Origin of the sequence: Acinetobacter sp. Res13-Abat-PEC15-P4-01 (assembly GCF_015676285.1) — a bacterium.
In the GTDB taxonomy this organism is placed as follows: Bacteria; Pseudomonadota; Gammaproteobacteria; order Pseudomonadales; family Moraxellaceae; genus Acinetobacter; species Acinetobacter nematophilus.
Map to the genome: position 1 here is coordinate 125,588 of NZ_JADAIN010000031.1, position 20,467 is coordinate 146,054.

20 protein-coding genes are annotated in these 20,467 nt (G+C 40.9%); 13 read left to right on the forward strand and 7 right to left on the reverse strand.

The features are described 5' to 3' along the window. Positions 1-131 precede the first annotated feature (131 nt). On the reverse strand, positions 132-1,040 hold the full coding sequence (locus tag IMO47_RS11960) for an alpha/beta hydrolase (RefSeq protein ID WP_196076213.1): 909 nt from the start codon (positions 1,038-1,040) through the stop codon (positions 132-134). Between the two features lie 159 nt (positions 1,041-1,199). Between IMO47_RS11960 and IMO47_RS11965 the strand changes: the two genes are divergently transcribed. Next, the gene (locus IMO47_RS11965) at positions 1,200-1,631 is read left to right on the forward strand and encodes a DUF2147 domain-containing protein (RefSeq protein ID WP_196076160.1); all 432 of its coding nucleotides are present in this window, start codon (positions 1,200-1,202) and stop codon (positions 1,629-1,631) included. Between the two features lie 73 nt (positions 1,632-1,704). On the opposite strand, the gene IMO47_RS11970 is transcribed toward IMO47_RS11965, so the two are convergent. Further along, complete coding sequence (locus IMO47_RS11970) at positions 1,705-2,061, reverse strand: Spx/MgsR family RNA polymerase-binding regulatory protein (RefSeq protein ID WP_196076161.1); 357 nt, start codon at positions 2,059-2,061, stop codon at positions 1,705-1,707. 500 nt (positions 2,062-2,561) lie between these two features. Next, positions 2,562-3,380: an exodeoxyribonuclease III gene (locus IMO47_RS11975; RefSeq protein WP_196076162.1), complete on the reverse strand. Its 819-nt coding sequence runs from the start codon at positions 3,378-3,380 to the stop codon at positions 2,562-2,564. Positions 3,381-3,420: 40 nt separating this feature from the next. On the opposite strand from IMO47_RS11975, the gene pyrE reads away from it, so the two are divergent. Together pyrE and IMO47_RS11985 are read left to right on the forward strand one after the other, a co-directional pair. Further along, positions 3,421-4,071, forward strand: a complete 651-nt coding sequence (pyrE, locus tag IMO47_RS11980) for an orotate phosphoribosyltransferase (RefSeq protein ID WP_004826066.1) — start codon at positions 3,421-3,423, stop codon at positions 4,069-4,071. A gap of 75 nt (positions 4,072-4,146) precedes the next feature. Next, positions 4,147-4,686: a hypothetical protein gene (locus tag IMO47_RS11985; protein ID WP_196076163.1), complete on the forward strand. Its 540-nt coding sequence runs from the start codon at positions 4,147-4,149 to the stop codon at positions 4,684-4,686. A gap of 269 nt (positions 4,687-4,955) precedes the next feature. On the opposite strand, the gene IMO47_RS11990 is transcribed toward IMO47_RS11985, so the two are convergent. The 3 genes from IMO47_RS11990 to IMO47_RS12000 are packed head-to-tail and all read right to left on the reverse strand — an operon-like array spanning position 4,956 to position 6,626. Next, the gene (locus tag IMO47_RS11990) at positions 4,956-5,672 is read right to left on the reverse strand and encodes a VanW family protein (protein WP_196076164.1); all 717 of its coding nucleotides are present in this window, start codon (positions 5,670-5,672) and stop codon (positions 4,956-4,958) included. Positions 5,673-5,683: 11 nt separating this feature from the next. Beyond that, complete coding sequence (locus IMO47_RS11995) at positions 5,684-6,391, reverse strand: class I SAM-dependent methyltransferase (RefSeq protein WP_196076165.1); 708 nt, start codon at positions 6,389-6,391, stop codon at positions 5,684-5,686. Between the two features lie 34 nt (positions 6,392-6,425). After that, positions 6,426-6,626 carry a DUF3565 domain-containing protein gene (locus IMO47_RS12000; RefSeq protein ID WP_196076166.1) on the reverse strand — a complete coding sequence of 67 codons (201 nt, stop codon included), beginning with the start codon at positions 6,624-6,626 and terminating at the stop codon, positions 6,426-6,428. 110 nt (positions 6,627-6,736) lie between these two features. Here IMO47_RS12000 and gshB point away from each other — a divergent pair, with 110 nt between their 5' ends. The 8 genes from gshB (at position 6,737) to lpxC (ending at position 16,144) form a co-directional block, all read left to right on the forward strand. Next, entirely contained in the window at positions 6,737-7,681 is a 945-nt protein-coding gene (gshB, locus tag IMO47_RS12005) for a glutathione synthase (RefSeq protein WP_196076167.1), read from the forward strand. A gap of 321 nt (positions 7,682-8,002) precedes the next feature. After that, a complete protein-coding gene (murG, locus tag IMO47_RS12010; RefSeq protein WP_196076168.1) occupies positions 8,003-9,100 on the forward strand; it encodes an undecaprenyldiphospho-muramoylpentapeptide beta-N-acetylglucosaminyltransferase in 1,098 nt (365 codons plus the stop codon). Positions 9,101-9,113: 13 nt separating this feature from the next. Continuing rightward, positions 9,114-10,562: a UDP-N-acetylmuramate--L-alanine ligase gene (murC, locus tag IMO47_RS12015; RefSeq protein ID WP_196076169.1), complete on the forward strand. Its 1,449-nt coding sequence runs from the start codon at positions 9,114-9,116 to the stop codon at positions 10,560-10,562. Positions 10,563-10,645: 83 nt separating this feature from the next. Continuing rightward, the gene (locus IMO47_RS12020; RefSeq protein WP_196076170.1) at positions 10,646-11,575 is read left to right on the forward strand and encodes a D-alanine--D-alanine ligase; all 930 of its coding nucleotides are present in this window, start codon (positions 10,646-10,648) and stop codon (positions 11,573-11,575) included. Between the two features lie 3 nt (positions 11,576-11,578). After that, on the forward strand, positions 11,579-12,433 hold the full coding sequence (locus IMO47_RS12025) for a cell division protein FtsQ/DivIB (RefSeq protein ID WP_196076171.1): 855 nt from the start codon (positions 11,579-11,581) through the stop codon (positions 12,431-12,433). 63 nt (positions 12,434-12,496) lie between these two features. Continuing rightward, positions 12,497-13,759 carry a cell division protein FtsA gene (ftsA, locus tag IMO47_RS12030; RefSeq protein WP_196076172.1) on the forward strand — a complete coding sequence of 421 codons (1,263 nt, stop codon included), beginning with the start codon at positions 12,497-12,499 and terminating at the stop codon, positions 13,757-13,759. Positions 13,760-13,922: 163 nt separating this feature from the next. Further along, positions 13,923-15,116, forward strand: a complete 1,194-nt coding sequence (gene ftsZ, locus IMO47_RS12035) for a cell division protein FtsZ (RefSeq protein ID WP_196076173.1) — start codon at positions 13,923-13,925, stop codon at positions 15,114-15,116. Positions 15,117-15,241: 125 nt separating this feature from the next. Continuing rightward, positions 15,242-16,144 (forward strand): UDP-3-O-acyl-N-acetylglucosamine deacetylase, encoded by a 903-nt coding sequence (gene lpxC, locus IMO47_RS12040; RefSeq protein WP_196076174.1) that lies wholly within the window; start codon positions 15,242-15,244, stop codon positions 16,142-16,144. 98 nt (positions 16,145-16,242) lie between these two features. On the opposite strand, the gene IMO47_RS12045 is transcribed toward lpxC, so the two are convergent. Then, positions 16,243-16,692, reverse strand: a complete 450-nt coding sequence (locus IMO47_RS12045; protein WP_196076175.1) for a DUF721 domain-containing protein — start codon at positions 16,690-16,692, stop codon at positions 16,243-16,245. Between the two features lie 105 nt (positions 16,693-16,797). Here IMO47_RS12045 and IMO47_RS12050 point away from each other — a divergent pair, with 105 nt between their 5' ends. Further along, positions 16,798-17,475: a M23 family metallopeptidase gene (locus IMO47_RS12050; RefSeq protein WP_196076176.1), complete on the forward strand. Its 678-nt coding sequence runs from the start codon at positions 16,798-16,800 to the stop codon at positions 17,473-17,475. Positions 17,476-17,756: 281 nt separating this feature from the next. Continuing rightward, the gene (gene aceE / locus IMO47_RS12055; RefSeq protein WP_196076177.1) at positions 17,757-20,465 is read left to right on the forward strand and encodes a pyruvate dehydrogenase (acetyl-transferring), homodimeric type; all 2,709 of its coding nucleotides are present in this window, start codon (positions 17,757-17,759) and stop codon (positions 20,463-20,465) included. The last annotated feature ends 2 nt before the right edge of the window (positions 20,466-20,467 follow it).

Below are 20,467 nucleotides of genomic sequence, written 5' to 3' on the forward strand. Positions count from 1 at the left end.
ATGATCTATCGCAAAAATCTTATTTCAGCTGTGTGTGCAAGACTTATTTTTGTGATTGATAAAAATGAAACAACAACAGTGAATTGAGTTGATTCACTGTTGTTTTTGTTGTTTAGGCAGGGTTTTAAGGACTAATCCTGATCAATTTTATGTGCAAATTCTGCGAGATCGGCTAAAGATCGTTTTGCTTCTTCAAACCATGGGCTGAACATCTGAAAATTGTGCCACATGCCTGTGTAGAGCTTGTAGTTAACCTGAACATTTGCAGCTTTGGCTTTTTCTTCAAAACGTTGTGCATCTGAAAGCAAAATTTCTTTGGAACCAATTTGTACAAGTGTGGGAGGAAGGTCTTCAAAATCTCCAAAAATTGGGGAGAGTGCAGGCAACGAGCGATCTAAATTTTTGGGGACATAAAAATCAATGCCAGACTCAAGTGCTTCTATAGAGAGCAGCGCATCATGTTTTTGGTTATAACGTAAAGACTCTCCTGTGAGGGTCAAGTCTAGAAATGGAGACATCAGGATTAATGCGCTTGGAAGTTGCTGCTTATTTTCTGCTTTAATTCTTAACGTCAATGCCAGAGCCAAATTTGCACCACAAGAATCACCTGAAATGATGATGTCTTTTGGTTGAATGCCTTGATCCAAAAGTTGTTGATAGACATCGTAAATGGCGTCACCCGCTTCAGGAAACTTATTTTCAGGTGCAAGTGGATAATCAAGATGTAACACTTGCATTTGTGTTCGTGCTGCAATTTCAGAAAGAAAAGCACGATGTGTTTTCAGCGATCCTACAAAAAAAGCACCACCATGAATATGTAGAATCATTTGCGTTGATTGTGCCTGAGGCTTGATCTCTTCTGCTCGAATTCCTGCAATCCGCAAAGGGCGTATTTGTACATCTTTACGCTGCGGGAAAACGCGTGCAAGTTGTTCTATGGCAAAACGCGCTGTAGCAGGAGGAAGATTAAATCGACTTGGAAATTTGAAGCTGGATTTAAGAATAGATTCTGTAAGATATTGTTTCAGGGCTGAGTTCATCTTCACGTTTATTCCATATTGTTAAATTTTCGAGTTTATTTTTGTTGATTTACCAACATTTGTTACAAGGGTACACTATATAGTCACATAGAAGAATTGCTTAATTGACGCAAGTTTTTGATACTATAGATTGTCAATTAGACTAGGGAAAACAAAACAATGAAAAAAATTGTACTCGCATTAGGCGTATTATCGGCAACAGTTCTTGCAAACGCTGCAGATCCACTCAATGGAACAGTTTGGAAAACAATTGATGATACAACGAAGCAACCAAAAGCAATTGTGAAATTCACTGAACAAAAAAATGGAACATTGACGGCAACGATTCAAAGCATTTTAACACCAGGTGAAGAAAACTCTTGTAGCAAATGTGAAGGACCTTATCACAACAAATCATTGAAAGGTGTGACCATCGTTCATGGTCTACAAAATGTCGGTGGTAAGGCTTATGACAATGGTACGATTCTTGATCCTAAAAATGGTAAAACGTATAAACTGAAAGGCGAGCTTGCTGGAAATCAATTAAAGTTGCGCGGATATATGGGTATCTCGGCTTTAGGTCGTAACCAAACATGGGTACGTGCAAACTAAGACGAATGCTTGAGCCAAATAAAAAGCCTGTTCACTCGATCAGGCTTTTTTTGTCGTTTGTTCCGTAGAGCGGTCATGCATCGGTTTTTAAGGCTTTGATTTGATCTTCATCATAACCCACCACATATTGACCATTCTGATCAATCACAGGGCGTTTAATCAAACTGGTATGAGTAGTGAGTGCGTCAATTAAGTTTTCATCACTGGATAAGGCAAGCTGTTGTTCCTGTTCACTGAGTTTTTTCCATGTTGTCCCCTTTTTATTGAGAACGACATCTTTTCCTAAGTGATCCAGCCATAACTGCACTGTATCTTTGTCGATACCCTGTTTCTTATAGTCATGAAACTCATAGTTCAATCCGAGTGCTGTAAGCAGATCAAACGCCTTTTTCATTGAGTTGCAATTTTTAATGCCATAAATTTTCAACATGTCTCAACCTAATTTACAATCGCATCATTTAACTGAAAGAGTATCAAAATTGTCGATCTAAACGGTATAAAATAGATAAAATAATTTGAAACAAGGGTGTTCTGTCATAAAAAATTAATATTGTGAGATTAATCTTTTGAATAAGTTGACATGAGATCGACTGAGATAAAAGATTTTAAAATAACCAAGCAATAGAAAAGCAAAAATAAAAAAGAGAAAACCCGCATCTAATCATCCTGATTATGCGGGTCTCATTACAACGTCCAATGTCACATCCTTGCAAAATAAATACTCAACATATTTATTTCTTTTCGTCCTACGGCGTCCTATCCCTTTGCTGTCATCCTGACAATGTCCCTGTGCCGTGGAAGCTATAATGCGCTTATTGAGGTGAAGAAAATATACGATAACACGACAAATTTTGTAGGTTTTTACCACATATTCAGTGTACAAATGTACACTAATTAAGTGAATTTTGATTAAAATCCACTCAAAATGACTTAAATTTTGTAGTCAATCACCACGGGAGCATGGTCGCTATACCATTCGTCTTTATAGACCCAGGCGTTGACGGTACGGTCTTTCCAGTCAGGCGAGCAGGCATGGTAATCGATCCGCCACCCCACATTTTTTGCTCGCGCTTGTCCACGATTGGACCACCATGAATATAGTTCAGCTTCTTTGCGGACCTCACGGAAGGTATCGACATAACCTAAATCATCATAAATATGGTCAAGCCAAGCACGCTCATGAGGTAAGCAACCGGACGATTTTTGATTACCCGACCAGTTTTTAATGTCGATACGTTTATGTACAATATTGTAATCACCACAGACAATGATTGATCTGTCTTCATCCCGCCATTTTTTTAAAATTTTTGCATATTCTTCTAAGAAATGATCTTTACGTGCCTGAGCCTCATCACCAGATGAGCCAGAAGGCAGATACAATGAGCAAATTTGTACCGGTTTATCTAAGCCAAGATCAAATTCCGCTTGAATAAAGCGCCCTTGACTGTCTGCAAGTTCAAAGCCAAGACCATCGCTGATCGATTTAAAAGGCAATCGACTATAGATCGCTGTACCTGCATAACCTGATTTTTGCGCAGGGAAAAGATGGGTAAACCAACCTTCTGGTTTAAACTTGTCTGTCCATTGCTCATGTGTGATACGGCTTTCTTGGATACAGATCACGTCGGCATCTGACTTTTCCATCCATTCGAGTAAGCCTTTGGTGACGGATGAACGTAAGCCATTTACGTTAATTGAGACAACTCTTAAAATTTTTTGATCACTTGGATAGCTACTCTTTGGTATCATGCGCAGTCATAACCTCAATGTATGAATTTTGGAGCACCTCATGTCAACGCCAGCTCAGTTTAACCCACAAGCTTTTATCGAACTCGCATTATCACGTGGTGTGCTTAAATTTGGTGAGTTTACTTTAAAATCAGGTCGTGTGAGCCCTTATTTTTTTAATGCAGGTTTACTCAACGATGGTGAAGCATTATCGCTTCTTGCTCAAGGTTATGCAGATAAATTAACACAATGTAACAACGTCGAAGTGATTTTTGGACCTGCGTACAAGGGAATTCCTTTCGTTGCTGCGACTGCTGTAGCACTGTCTCAAGTTCACAACCAGAGTGTGCCTTGGGGATTCAATCGCAAAGAAGCAAAAGATCATGGTGAAGGTGGAGTATTGGTTGGTGCGTCAGTTGAAGGCAAAAAAGTGTGGATTATCGATGATGTCATTACAGCTGGTACTGCCATTCGAGAAGTTGTCACGATTCTTAAAAATGCAGGTGCAACAATTGCGGGTGTATTGGTTGCACTTGATCGCCAAGAAAAAGGTCAGGGTCAGTTGTCTGCGATTCAGGAAGTTCAGAAAGAACTTGAGATTCCAGTTCATGCTTTAATTACCATGAAAGACCTGATGGATTATCTGGATGCGAAAGGCGACAAAGATGCTTTAGCAAAAATGGAAGCTTACCGTGTGAAATATGGCATATAAGCTGAAAAATTAGATAAGATAAGGAGCATCAGCTCCTTATTTTTATGGTCAATGAAGGATTAGGTACCATATTCAATGTTAATTCTTGTGATACTCGTTGTTGTGGCGGTACTGGGCATTATTTTAGCCAAACAGATCGATCAACGACGCTGGCAACGATACCAATTTGAAAGGGATATGTATTTTCGACAATATCCTTTTCAGTGGAAAGGTTTAGAGCAGTTTGAACTGGTTCTAAATATCAATGCGCAAGCGCAAAAAAAATTGATCAATCAACTGATGTTAAGACCGTCAAATGACAGTTATATCAGAAAATCATCCATTCAGCGTGAACCAGAGTACCCGAGACAGCATTATACGATCAAAGTGATGGTGCAAGATTTCACGATTGGCTATTTAGAAACAAAGTATGCTGAATTATTTGGAGCGAGTCTGGATCAAACAGATTTTGAAATTGGTCGTCCAATTGAAATAAATGCTGAAATTATTGTTTTTGAAAGGGATGATGAATTTTCCTGTCGCGTAAAATTAGACTTACCACGCAATCCAAAAACTGCATATCAATATTTGATTGAAAATAACCAACAACAATTTAAAGAAAAAAGTTCGAAATAACCAAGATGAAAAGAAGCATAGGGGCTGTTGCTGACAGTCCTGTATAACACCCTTGGATTTGAATCAAACGGATACCAATCAATACGATCAACTTTTTGAAAAAATGATCTTGGTGGTGTCTCTCAGCCGTCATTCAATTTCAAAATTAACCTGCGACCCGCGCTAGGTATATGTTTTGTTTCGACATGAGGAGTAAAACATGGCAGATGACAACCCTCATGCAAAATTTTATACACCGAAAGTGATGGCATGAGCCAGATATAAACAGCTTATCTTTCACCTTTATGTAAATTGAGTAAATAAATACTTTGAGCAATATGTTTTTGATTTTGAAAAGTATGGGCAATACGGTGGGTTTGAAACTCTTCGATGGTGAAATTTAATGTATATTCTTGAATAGCGTCTAAACTCACCAAATGTGTGATCAACTGATTGTGCTGTCTTGAAATCTGGATCTGAAGAGCAAGGTTGAGGTTGTTCTGAAACTGCAAATCCTTATATCCATATACCACAGTGGCATCACTACCTAAAGGTGTAAAGCGTTCATGATCCTGATAAATATCTATGGAATGGGAATGTCGTTCAACAATTCCCAAACCAGCTTTTAATGCCGTGATATAGAGTGAAGATGATATTTGGCAAATTCCACCGCCTAGATCTTCTGAAATCACCCCATTCACTAAATTACGCCCTGCTTTATAGCCATTTTTTAAGGTAGGGGCTTTCACCAAATGCCAAAATGAAAAAATCTGTTGTGGCTGAATGATTACGCCATTTAAGCTTTGAATGGCAAGATCAATATTATGGATTTTATTTGCGAAATAAGCATTCAATTTGATTTCTTGCAATGTTGAAACTTGATGTTTCGATGACCATAAATTTTGCTGTGTCAACGCAAAATCTGCTGAGGAAAATAGATGTTCTCGGCTATACCTTCGCAACTGCTGGTAACGTAATTTCCATGATTTGGGTAAATATTTTTTCATGTAAAGTTACGCTAGTGGTCGGATGAAAGAGAGGATTGTTTTTCTAAAACAACAGCCAAGTAAGAAGCATATTTTTTTAAAAATGAACGGCAAAGTAGATTATCCAAGGTTTTGAAGAGCGGGCGGAAACGTATGGGAATACGATGAATGGGGAAGAATAAAAAACCCTGACAGGCAATGATTTTCCACTGAGTGCCTGCAATTTTTTCAATTTCCGACAAGGTCATTTGATGGGCTGCATGCCAGTTGCTCTGTTGGTGCTTGACCGCTTGTCTACGCTTGGCGGAAGGAAAGTCGAAAATAAGTTTACCCTTTGATTTTAATTTTTGATGTGCCTCATTTAGAAACTGGATGGTGGTTGCATGATCTTGATGCATGATCACATGAAAGCTATAGATAGCATCTAGGCTATGGTTGGCGATGGGTATGTCCGTTAATCGACCTTCAAGCAGTACCTTGTTGGGATACTTGGTTTTGGCAACTTTCAGCATTTCAGAGCTAAAGTCCACGCCATAGTCGGCATATTCCAGTAGACGACCTGTACCACAACCTAAATCCATACACCGTTCAGGGGATATGTTTTTAAGTGCCTGATTGAGAAAATCTCGTTCCTGTTGGTCTAAATATTGTCCATAACTGTTGTTAAAGCGATTGTTGTCATAGTTTTGAGCGAGTTTGTTATAGTAAGTTTTTATTTCTAATTCAGAATTGTTTGACATCGGGTAGCTCTTTTTATTTGGCGCATGCATAAATTTATAAACTATTTTGGGGGGAATCACACTGTTTGCAATCGATAGGTGTTGCAATTTTTTTCTTACGACCCTGCGCAGTCATCACCCAAGGGCGATTTTGCCAAGGTGGAAGATGGCGCATGTGTTGGCGGTGACCACAACAAAGTAAAGCAACATAATGATATTCTTCATCTATTTCAAAACCAATGATGGTTTGCAACATTTTGATCATCTTATTCACAATTATTGCCAATAGTTTAGCGAAATTTCGGAAAAGAACGGCATAATCTCCGCTATACTGCATGCAATACAAAATTTTATCAGAGTATCAAAATGCGTGTACTTGTTGTGATGGATCCCATCGAAAGTGTAAACCTCAAGAAAGACTCAACTATGGCGATGCTATGGGCTGCGGCACGTCGTGGACATGAATTGGGTTATGCATTGCAACAAGATTTATATATTGATCAAGGCAAAGCATTTGGTTTGATTTCACCTCTTCAAGTTTTTGAAGACTACAATCATTATTATGAGCTGGGTGAAAAGACCAAAGAATCAATTGCTGCCTATGATGTGGTATTGATGCGTAAAGACCCTCCTTTTGATATGAACTTTGTATATACCACGTATATTTTAGAGCAGGCAGAACGGGAAGGTGCGTGGATTATTAACAAACCGCAAAGTTTACGTGACTGCAATGAAAAACTTTTTGCAACACAATTCCCTGATTTGCAAGTACCCACTTTAGTCACCTCACAACAAAGTCTGATTCGCGAATTCTTAAAAGAACATGGTGATGTGATTGTTAAGCCTTTAGACGGTATGGGGGGAATGGGGATTTTTCGCTTATATCAAGATGGGGTAAACATTGGTTCAACCATCGAAATTTTAACGGAAAATGGTACACAACCGATTATGGCGCAACGCTATATTCCTGAAATTGTAGAAGGTGATAAGCGCATTTTAATGATTAATGGTGAGCCAGTGCCGTATTGTTTGGCGCGTATTCCACAAAATGGTGAAGTGCGCGGCAATTTAGCTGCGGGTGGTTTAGGTGAGGCGCGTCCATTAACAGAAAATGACAAAGCCATTGCTGCGAAAGTTGGTCCATTTTTAAAAGCAAAAGGTTTGGTCTTTGTTGGCTTAGATGTGATTGGTAATTATGTGACTGAGATCAATGTGACCAGCCCAACCTGTATCCGTGAGATTGATACTCAATTTGGTACCTCAATTGCAGATGACCTGTTTGATGTACTGGAGACGGGAAAATCTGCTTAAACACCATATTCAGTGCCATGACATCTTATATTGAGATGATTGATTGATTTTTAAATGCTGCTAAAAAATAGAGTCGTGACAGACTCTATTTTTTTGCGTGGACAGGATAAATCATGCAAAAATAAAAAAAATAACATTGAATTCGACTTTTTTTAGCAGATTAATGACAAAAGTAGTTTAAACTTTCAAAACAGTAGAAAAAAACAATGAAAGGCTTGGTGAAAAAAAGTAAATAAACTTTTCCCCATAGCGGATTGTGATTACAATTGGTTGTTTAAAATATTCGTTAAACATTTATTTTTTGCATTGAAGAATTAGACCGTGACCAAACCTCAGCAAAGCACACCGAAACACGTCATGATGATGGCGGCGGGTACAGGCGGACATGTATTTCCTGCCCTGGCAGTTGCAAAAGAATTGCAACAACAAGGCAGTCAAGTGTCTTGGTTGGCAACACCAGCAGGTATGGAAAATCGACTTTTAAAACAACATGATATTCCAATTTATCAAATTGACATTCAAGGAGTGCGTGGCAACGGAATTGTTCGTAAACTGGCTGCTCCGTTTAAAATTTTAAAAGCAACCTTAAGCGCAATGCGATATATGAAACAGCTCAAAGTTGATGCTGTGGCTGGTTTTGGTGGCTATGTTGCAGGACCAGGTGGTTTGGCGGCACGCTTATTGGGGATTCCAATTCTGATCCATGAACAGAATGCAGTTGCAGGGTTTACCAACACCCAACTTTCACGTATTGCCACAACGGTATGTGAAGCTTTCCCAAATACATTCCCTCCAAGTGAGAAAATTGTGACGACAGGAAATCCTGTACGTGCAGAGATTACCGGAATTTACAATCCATCTTTTCGTTATAAAGAACGAGAAAATGCCCATGAACCATTACATATTTTAATTGTAGGTGGTTCTCTGGGTGCACAAGCATTGAATGAATGTGTGCCGGAAGCATTGAAGCAGCTCAATGTGCCATTAAACGTATTTCATCAGTGTGGTCAAAATAAGCAGGACACGACCCAAGCCTTATATGCTAATGCCCCTGACAATATGCAGGTTGAAGTTCAGCAATTTATCGAGGATATGGCACAGGCTTATAGCAGTGCAGATTTAATCATCTGCCGTGCAGGAGCGCTAACGGTGACTGAGGTAGCAACGGCAGGTGTGGCTGCGATATTTGTTCCATTGCCAAGTGCTGTGGATGATCACCAAACTGCCAATGCCAAGTTTTTGGAAAAAACGGGTGCTGCGAAAATTTGTCCACAAAGTACCATGACACCAGATTCCTTAAAAGATTTACTCACGCCGTTGATGAACCGTCAGTTATTGATGGAAATGGCAGTTAAAGCCCGTCAACAAGCTCAACCAGATGCGACACAACGTGTGGTTGATTTAATTCAAGATTTGTAAGTTAGAGTTGATTATGTCACCAACAAGCCCAGCTGATAAAGCAAAGAACCTGATTAAAATTCCAGAAATGCGCCGTATTAAGCATATCCATTTTGTGGGTATCGGTGGCGCAGGCATGTGCGGTATTGCAGAAGTATTAAAAAACCAAGGTTATAAGGTTTCTGGTTCTGATATTAAAGCATCAAAAACGACAGTACAGCTTGAACAGAACGGGATTAAAGTTTTTATCGGGCATGCAGAAGACAATATCAAAGGCGCAAATGTACTGGTGGTTTCCACAGCAATTGATCCAGAAAACCTAGAAGTCAAAGCCGCAATTGAAAATCGTATCCCTGTGGTGCGTCGTGCTGAAATGCTGGGTGAGTTAATGCGTTATCGCCATGGGATCGCTGTTGCGGGGACACATGGTAAAACCACCACCACCAGTTTGGTCACATGTATGTTGGCAGAAGAAAATATGGACCCAACTTATGTGATTGGCGGCTTGTTAAATCGCACAGGCGTAAATGCTGCATTGGGAGCGAGTCGTTTTATCGTTGCTGAAGCCGATGAATCAGATGCTTCGTTCCTGCATTTAGAGCCAATGGCAGCGATTGTCACCAATATCGATGCAGACCATATGGACACCTATGGCGGTAGTTTTGATGTATTGAAAGATACTTTTGTCAAGTTCTTACAAAAAATGCCGTTCTATGGTTTGGCTGTGATATGCGGTGATGATGCCAACATTCGTGAAATCATGCCGCGGATCGGTCGTCCTGTCGTGACCTATGGTTTCAATGAAGATAATGATATTCGTGCGATTGACATTGACCAAACGGGTATGCAGTCAAGTTTCACCGTATTGCGTAAAGGTCGTGAACCTTTGCGTTTAACAATCAACCTTCCAGGTTTGCATAATATTCTCAATGCATTGGCTGCGATTGGTATTGCAACTGATGAAGGTGTATCTGATGCTGCGATTGCACGTGCTTTGGAAAGCTTCAGCGGTGTAGGACGCCGTTTTCAAGTTCAAGGTGAATATCCGCTTGATAAAGGTACCGTGAAACTGGTCGATGATTATGGTCATCATCCCAAAGAAGTTGAAGCAACGATTAAAGCCGCTCGAGCGAGCCATCCAGATCGTCGTTTAGTCATGATGTTCCAACCGCATCGTTTTAGTCGTACCCGTGATTGTTTTGATGATTTTGTCGATGTGTTGTCACAAGTCGACCAATTGTTACTATTAGAAGTATATCCTGCCGGGGAGAAGCCAATTGTTGGGGCAGATAGTCGCGCTTTGGCACGTAGTATCCGTCTGCGTGGTGAAGTTGAACCGATCTTAATTGACCCTGTAGAAGGTAATCTGCAGAACGTGATACAAAAAGTGTTACAAGCGAATGACTTGTTATTAACACAAGGTGCAGGTAACGTGGGAGCAATTTCTGTAGAATTGGCTCAAAACCAACTGTATTTAAAATAATTGATTTGGCTGTGTTTAAATTTGGATTTGAATACAGTCTTAAAAATTGAAATTGACTAACTTATAAGTTTAAGGATTTAAACGTGTCAAATGCTTCTAAATTCGGCAAAGTAGCGGTATTGCTTGGTGGTAAATCTGCTGAGCGTGAGGTGTCATTAGATAGTGGTAAAGCTGTTTTAGAAGCATTATTACGTTCAGGTGTGAATGCTGAGGCTTTCGATCCGCAAGAGCGTAGTGTGACGGAACTTGTGGGCTATGATCGTGCATTTATTGTACTGCATGGTCGCGGGGGTGAGGATGGTCAAATCCAAGGTGCCTTGGAATGGATGAATGTTCCTTATACAGGGACAGGCGTACAAGGTTCCGCGATTGGTATGGATAAAGTCAAAACCAAACAAATTTGGCAAGGTTCAGACCTGCCAACCGCACCTTATCGTATTATTTCAAAAGACTCTGATCTCAATGAAGTGATCGAGAGCCTGGGCTTACCGTTAATCATCAAGCCTGTTCACGAAGGTTCAAGCGTAGGAATGAGCAAGGTTGAAAAAGCACAAGACCTGATTGCTGCAATTGAAAAAGCGACGGTACATGATGCTGTGGTGATGGCGGAAAAATGGATTACAGGGCGTGAATATACCATTTCATTCCTGAATGGTTTGCCATTACCCGTGATTCGTTTGCAACCTCCAGCAGATGTAGCATTCTATGATTACGAAGCAAAATACAACCGTAATGATGTGGAATATGGTATTCCATGCGGTTTAAGTGAAGCTGAAGAAAAGAATCTTCAAGCGCTATGTTTGCGTGCTTTCCAAGCTGTAGGTGCTAGCGGATGGGGACGTATTGATGCGATGCTGGATGAGCAGGGTAATTTTTGGCTATTAGAAGTGAATACTGTTCCAGGTATGACCAGTCACTCTCTTGTGCCTAAAGCTGCAAAAGCAGTTGGTTATAGTTTTGATGAATTGTGTATTGCGATTTTAGCGCAAACACTCACGGAACAAGCTCACTAATTTATGGCTCAACTTCCTGCTTCGATGCGTCGCAAACGAGCGGCGATTACATCAATACACGATAAGCCACCGACACGTCAGGATAAACTGCTGAACGTGGGTAGCTGGTTGCTTATGGTTGTTGCTATAGCTGTATTATTTGCAGGAATCTATGGTCTCTATAAAGTGATCACCGATGCGCGAGTTGCAACACTTGAAGTGGTGGGAACTGACTCTTCGGTTGAATCGCAGGCGATTACACAACACTTGAAACCTGTTGTGAAAGATAATTATTTCACCTCGGATTTGGAGCAAATTCGAGATAAAGCACTGGAAGTATCGTGGGTAGACCGTGTAGTGGTTTCACGCGCATGGCCAAATGGTATTCGAGTGCGCGTTATGCCGCGTCATGCAATCGCACGTTGGGGAACAGGGCGATTACTCAGTGATGCTGGAGATGTCTACAGTGAAGCAGTGGTGACCAATCATTCCAATTTGCCGTTGCTTCATGGACCACTCAGCCAATCCAAAGTCATGATGCGTCGCTATAATGAAATTAACCAATTATTTCACCCAGTCAATTTACGTTTAAAAGAGCTTTATCTCACTGAACGTATGACTTGGTTTATGCAGTTTGATTCAGGTCTGCGTGTGATTGTTGATCAGGATCAAACCATGAGTAAGCTACAACGTCTTAGTCACTTGGCACAAACAGATTTAAAACCCGTATGGTCGAATATTTCTGCAATTGATCTGCGTTACCGAAATGGTTTGGCAATTCAGTGGAAAAATTCAGTTCCACCCAAAATTACCAACGGTCAGTTTGTTGTAACCAGTAATGACATAGGCGTTGCAGGTGGGATCGTTGCACAGCCATAATATGTGGCTTGAAAAAGAGGCGTAGAGCCAAACATAAACAATGAAGATAATGGTAGCAAAGTGATGAATGAAGCTGTTCCCTCAGTTGTTGCAATTGACATTGGGACACATAAAGTTTCAGTACTGATTGGTAAAGTACATGCCCCTGATAATATTCAGGTCATTGGCATGGCAAGCGCACGTAATAAAGGAATGAATAAAGGCAAAATTGTGAGCCTTGATAAAGTCACAAATGCAATTAAACAGGCCGTTCAAGAAGCTGAAGATATGGCTGAATGTCGTATACATTCAGCATGGGTGTCGATTCCAAGTACTGAATTACAAAGCCATTATGCAATTGGACGTACCCCGATTTCAAATGCCGAACGTACCATCACCACAACTGAAGTGGTGCGTGCCCTAGAGTTGGCAAAAGCCAGTCATATGGCAGCCGATCATTATTTGGCGAGTGCTGTACCTTTAGGGTTTGAGTTGGATGATTCCAGTGAATGGGTGCAGAATCCGATTAACTTATCTGCCAATAGTATGACTGCGCATTATCAATTAATGATGATGCCGATCAGTACTATGCAGAACTTGGATCGCGCCATGAAAGGCGCCAATATTTCTGTTGAGAAAATGGTGGTTTCATGTTTGGCAACTGCTGAAGGCAGTTTGCTGAAAGATGAAAAAGAATATGGTGTTTGCCTACTCGATATTGGCGCAGGTACCACCAATATCGCTGTTTATATAGAAGGTCATTTGGCTTTAGCCAGCACCATTCAATGTGGTGGCGAAAATGTAACACGTGATATTGCGACAGTGTTGCAAACCACAACTGAAGAAGCCGAACGGATCAAGTTGCTTCACGGTTGTGTCGATATCCATCAAGTCAAACCTGATCATATGATTCAGTTTGAGGCAATCGATGGTCCGCAAACCATCAGTCGCATAGAACTTGCTGAAATCATTATTGCACGTTATGAAGATATTTTAACCAAAGTGCGCTACGAATTGGAACAGCGAGGCGCCCTGCAAAGCCTGTATCATGGTGTTGTACTGACAGGTGATGTTTGTCAAATTGAAGGGATGGTGACTTTGGCGCGTCGTATGTTGGGCGTTTCTGCACATCTAGGCAATCCACCTTTACAAGTGGTCACCGACGATCAGAACTTACCTTCACTGCGTCGTTCAATGTATGCTACAGCGGCAGGTTTACTTTTATTTAGTCAAAGTGACATGCAAGAGGCAATTGAGGAGCCTGAAGTTCAAGGGGGAAGACCATTCTTTGACCGAATTGTGAATGGTTGGAATGCCTTGAATAACAAATTAAAAGGTATTTTTTAGGTGTATTTTTTTTGGGAATATTGTTAGGAAGTTGTAAGTGTTCTAGCCAATACTTGACAAGCTCTGTAATGAACAGCATCCTAAAAACAATTTTTATTATTGAAGATCAAGGCAGTATACGGGCTTAAGTGACTGCCACATTATATTAGGAAATCTAAAGGTCATGGCCTCATTTGAATTTTTAGACGATGGACAAACCGATAACAACGGTCAAGCCCGTTTTACTGTGTTTGGTGTTGGTGGCGGCGGTGGTAATGCTGTACAACACATGGTGCAATCTGACATTAAGGGCGTGAAATTTGTCTGTGCAAATACAGATAAACAAGCTCTGGATCGTATGAATGCGCCTTTTAAAATGCAACTTGGTGAGCAAAGTACACGTGGTTTAGGTGCAGGAGCGAACCCGGATGTAGGTCAAATTGCTGCTGAAGAAAGCCGCGAACAAATTCGTCAGCATCTTGAAGGTGCGGATATGGTGTTTGTCACTGCCGGTATGGGGGGGGGGACAGGGACAGGTGCTGCGCCCGTTGTTGCTGAAATTGCTCAGGAAATGGGAATTTTAACTGTAGGTGTTGTGACTACGCCATTCAATTTCGAAGGCCGTCGCCGTCAGCGTTCAGCTGAAAAAGGGATCGAAGCATTAGAACAGCATGTTGATTCTTTAATTATTATTCCAAATCAACGCCTTCTCAGCGTTTATGGTGACATCTCTATGCAGGATGCTTACCGTAAAGCCGATGACGTATTGTTGAATGCTGTTCGTAGTATTTTTGATTTAGTGGTGCGCCCGGGTCATATTAACCTTGACTTTGCTGACTTGAAAACTGCAATGAGTACCCGTGGTTATGCCATGATGGGTGAAGGTAAAAGTAGTGGTCCAGATCGTGCTGAAGAAGCTGCGCGTTTGGCGATTCGTAGTCCGTTGCTGGATAATGTAAATATCATGAACGCTAAAGGTGTGTTGATCAACATTACTGGCGGTGCGGATGTGACTTTACGTGAAACAGAAGTGATCACAGATGTAGTTAACCAAATTGTTGACCTTGAAGAAGGTGAAGTGTTCTTTGGTACCGTATTTGATCCAGATGCACGTGATGAAATCCGTGTGACTGTGATAGCAACAGGTCTGACACGTAACGCAAGTGACGCGACTGAAGCGAGACGTAGAACGCATGTAAATAGTGCAGCACAGACACATTTACAACAAACCCATTCCCAAGCTGTGGATGAAGATGATATTCCGGCAATCAATAAACAGCGTCAGGAAGAAGGCGTACCTGTGACGGCACCAAGTTCAAGTGGTCGTTCTACGCCAATGAGCATTCAAGATTATTTGAAAAATCAACAGCGTAAATGATTGAAAAATATTAAAAAGATTTAATATTGTCGAAAAAGGTAGTGAGATTCATTACCTTTTTTGTTTTTTATCAATGGCTAAATGTGCTAACGTATAGCGGATTTGAGAATGAAGACCGAATTAGCATGTTGAAACAACGTACCCTGAAGCGAGTCGTTAAAGCGAGTGGCATCGGACTACATAGTGGACAAAAAGTCATGATTAACTTTTTGCCTCATGTGGCGGACGGGGGTATTGTATTTCGACGCATCGATTTAAATCCGCCTGTTGATATCCCGGCAGATGCCCAACTGATCCAAGAAGCATTCATGTGTTCAAACTTGGTCAGTAAAGAAACCAAAATCGGCACGATTGAACATGTCACCAGTGCGATTGCAGGTTTAGGGATAGATAACCTGATTATCGAAGTCTCGGCGTCTGAGATTCCGATTATGGATGGAAGTGCCGGTCCATTTATTTACTTACTCATGCAAGGTGAGTTGGTTGAACAGGATGCACCGAAGAAATTTATTCGTATTCTCAAACCTGTTGAAGCGTTGATTGATGATAAGCGTGCAATTTTTTCTCCCCATGATGGTTTCCAAATAAACTTTACCATTGACTTTGATCATCCAGCCTTTGCTAAAGAATATCAATCAGCAACCATTGATTTTTCAACTGAAACATTTGTATATGAAGTCAGTGGTGCTCGTACCTTTGGCTTTATGAAAGATTTAGATTATTTAAAAGCCAATAATCTAGCATTGGGTGCAAGTTTGGATAACGCTGTGGGTTTGGATGATACTGGCGTCGTCAATGAGGAAGGATTGCGTTTTGCTGACGAGTTTGTACGTCATAAAATTCTAGATGCTGTTGGCGATTTATATTTGCTCGGACATCAAATTATTGCCAAATTTGATGGTTATAAATCTGGTCATGCTTTGAATAATCAGCTTTTACGCAATGTGAAAAGTGATCCAAGCAGCTATGAAATTGTAACATTTGATGACGAGAAATTGTGTCCAATTCATTTCGTCAATGTGACATAAGTCATTGTGTTCTCTAGATTGTGTTATAGTATAACATTAATAAGTGTGAATTAAGTCATATTTTAAACAGTTTCAAATCTTAATTTTATCTATTCTGTTTACTTTTTATTGCTTGCCAAACGTAGTAGAGCTTGGCTAAGCTTAGGGTCGTTCACGAAACTAGCGGCATTTTGTAACATTTCGGATGTTGCAGGTTGCATCGAGCTTACCGTTTTATGGGGTTGTAAGGACGTTTCAGTATTGTTATTTTCAATATGTAATCGGACTTGTAGTTTTTGTAAATCACGTAGTTCATTGATTTGTGATAATTGAGAAATATACTGTTTTTGAAGATAACCGAGTTGACTAATCATGGCTTGATTTTCACCGGTGATCGTCAAAATACCGTATTGATAACAGACAACCCGCCAATTCTCAGGTTGAGGAAGTAGCGGTTGAATTAATTTAGTAAGTTTTTGCCATTCAGCAACTTGCTTTGTAAGAAACGATAAGTTTCCTGTTTTTAAGTGTTGTCTTGTTGGTTGAAAGACGTTTTTGGGTTCAGACATACATTGTTCCTACATGTTTATGTCCTATCTTAAGCGCTTGTTTCAGCAGATATCAAGGATGAGATCACACAAGAAACTTGACCAAAAACAGTTAAAGAGGTTTTTATGCATACGCGACGTATTTTATTAGCTTTTACTCTAGCTGCTTCAGCTGCTACTGCGACATTCGCAGACTTGATTCAAACTCCAGATCGTTTAGAAAAATTATCCAAGACACTTTCTCAAGGTTCTTACAATCCAGATGATTTAGACCTTCCTGCTTCGGCAAAAATGAATGTCACGCTACGCAGTTCAGATGCTCCTATTGAGCTAAACAACGCAAGCATTGCTCAAAAATACGGTTCTAGCTCAAATTCCACTTCTCGTTATTCAGCAGGTTCTCCATATTCATGGTTGGTGACTCATCCACTTCCAGACATGAAGCGTGTAAGTTCTGACTTTGGTGGTCGTACCATGGGTGGTCGTGCTGAACATCATTCAGGTTTAGACCTTTCTGCACCAAGCGGTACACCAATCTATGCCACAGGCCCCGGTATTGTAACCAAATCAGGTTGGGGTACAGGCTATGGTCAATATGTTGAAATCAATCACGGTAATGGCTATATCACTCGTTATGCACATGCGTCTCGTCTGATTGCTCGTGTAGGTGATCAGGTCAAGGCAGGCGAGCATATTGCAAATGTAGGCTGTACAGGTCGTTGTACAGGTCCTCATTTACATTATGAAGTTGTAAAAGATGGTCAACGCAAGAATCCTTCTTCTTACCTAGCAATGTTGCCATAAAACAATTACCCAATTCATTGAGTGGCTGTGTTGTATACGAGGATGATATTCAGTGTCGCGTTGAATTAAATCCTGTATTCAGACTAGCATTAAATTGAATTTATATTGTATAAAAAACCGCCATTATTGGCGGTTTTTTGTTATTTTAAGTGTCATTTAGTCAACAACTATTTAGTTCCTAAATAATACCTACAATCTGCATTCGTCTGTAACGATAACTTAACAGGGCTAAAACATGATACATATAATATATAGAAAACTATTCAAGGAGTAAGTGGAAAATGGCGTATTACGGTGATAGCGACGCTCAGGAAACACAAGAATGGCAAGATGCCTTTGATTCAGTGCTCCAGCATATGGGGACTGAACGTGCTGCGTTTTTATTAGAAAAATTATATCAGCAAGCCATTTCAAAGCATGTTCCCATTCAGCGTCTAAATACTCCTTATTTAAATACCATTCCTGTAGAAGAATCTCCAGCAATGCCGGGCGACCAAGATATGGAACGCCGCATTCGTGCATTGATCCGTTGGAATGCATTGGCAATGGTACTGCGTGCCAATAAAACAGGTGATGACTTAGGTGGTCACTTGGCAAGTTTCGCTTCATCTGCAACTTTATATGATGTTGGTTTTAACCATTTCTTCCGTGCCAATAGTGATAGCTTTGGCGGCGATATGATTTATTACCAAGGACACTGTGCGCCTGGGATTTATGCACGTTCATTCCTGGAAGGTCGTTTAACTGAAGATCAATTGAGTAACTTCCGTCGTGAAGTGGGCGGTCAGGGGCTTTCAAGCTATCCTCATCCTTACTTGATGCCTGATTACTGGCAATTCCCAACAGTTTCGATGGGTCTTGGTCCGATCATGTCCATTTATCAAGCGCACATTCAAAAATATTTAATGAATCGTGGTTTGATCAAAGAGGAAAACCGTAAGGTTTGGGCTTATCTTGGCGATGGTGAGATGGATGAGCCAGAAAGTTTGGGTGCGATCTCGCTTGCAGGGCGTGAAAAGCTCGATAACCTAATCTGGGTGGTCAACTGTAACTTACAGCGTTTGGATGGTCCTGTTCGTGGTAATGGTAAAATTATCCAAGAGCTTGAATCATTATTCCGTGGTGCCGGTTGGCGTGTGATTAAAGTGGTTTGGGGACGCCATTGGGACCCACTGCTTGATAAGGATACTTCTGGTGCTTTGAAAGCACTGATGGATGAAACTCTGGATGGCGAATATCAACGCTACCAAGTCAAAGGCGGTGCATATACTCGCGAAAAATTCTTTGGCAGATATCCAGAAGCGGCGGAATTGGTGAAAGGTTTGAGCGATGAGGATATTGATAATCTAAATCGTGGTGGCCATGATCCTTATAAAGTTTATGCAGCTTATGCGGCAGCTATGACCAGCAATGGTCAACCTACGGTCATCTTGGCGAAAACTGTGAAAGGTTACGGTTTGTCTGATGAAATCGAAGCAGTCAACAAAACGCATCAAATCAAGAAAATGCAGCTTGATTCATTAAAATATGTGCGTGATCGCTTCAATTTGCCATTCAATGATGAGCAGCTTGAAGAATTGCCATTCTATCGTCCTGGTGAAAACTCACCTGAATTGAAATATATGAAAGCACGCCGTGAAGCTTTAGGTGGTTATTTACCGGCACGCCGTAAAGAAAGTGAAGCTTTGGCAATTCCTGAACTTTCAGTATTTGATGGCGTGTTAAAAGGCAGTGGCGGTAAAGAACAGTCTACAACGATGGTGATGGTGCGTTTGATTGCAGCATTGTTAAAAGAAAAAGCCATCAAAGACCGTGTTGTTCCAATTGTACCTGATGAAGCGCGTACTTTCGGTTTGGAAGGAATGTTCCGTCAGTTAGGTATCTATGCTGCACATGGACAAAACTATACGCCTGAAGACCAAGAACAGCTCATGAACTATCGTGAAGCCAAAGATGGTCACATGTTACAGGAAGGAATCAATGAAGCAGGTGCGATGAGTGCTTGGTCAGCATTGGGTACAAGTTATTCAACCAATAACTTGCCAATGATTCCAATGTATATGTATTACTCTATGTTTGGTTTCCAACGTATCGGTGATATCGCATGGGCTGCAGGTGATTCTCAAGCACAAGGTTTCTTGTGTGGTGCAACAGCAGGTCGTACGACATTGAATGGTGAAGGTTTACAGCACCAAGATGGTCATTCACATATCTTGGCGGCAACCATTCCAAACTGTGTGGCTTATGATCCTTGTTTCGGTTATGAATTGGCAGTGATTGTGCATGATGGTTTACAGCGCATGTATGTCAATCAAGAGCGCGTGTTCTATTACCTGACGCTGATGAATGAAAACTACGACCAACCTGCATTGCCTGAAGGTGCTGAAGAAGGCATCAAGCGCGGTATGTATTTATTCAAGCAAGATGAAAAAGCAACAGTGCAGTTATTGGGTTCAGGTGTAATTCTACGTGAAGTGATCAAAGCAGCACAGATTTTACGTGATGAGTACCAAATTCATTCCAATGTATGGAGTGTCACCAGCTTCAATGAATTGGCTCGTGATGGTATGGCTGTTGAAGAATACAATCGCTTGCATCCACTCGAAGACGGTCAAGAATCTTGGGTATCTCAACAGTTGCGCGATACGGATGGTATCGTGGTTTCAGCAACAGATCATATGCGTGCCTATAGCGAGCAGATCCGTGCTTACCTCCCGGATAGCCGTCCATATGTCACTTTAGGTACAGATGGTTACGGTCGTTCGGATACGCGTGGTAACTTGCGTAGCTATTTCGGTGTAGATGCGGCTCACATTGTGGTGGCAACATTGAAAAAACTGGCTGATGAAGGTGAAGTGGACGCACGTTTAGTGAAAGATGCGATTTCTTCATTCGAACTTGATGTTGACCGTCCAGTTGCATGGTTACCTCAGGCGCATCCATCTGTGCAGGAAGTTGCAGCTTATACTGAATCTACTGAGGAGAAATAATG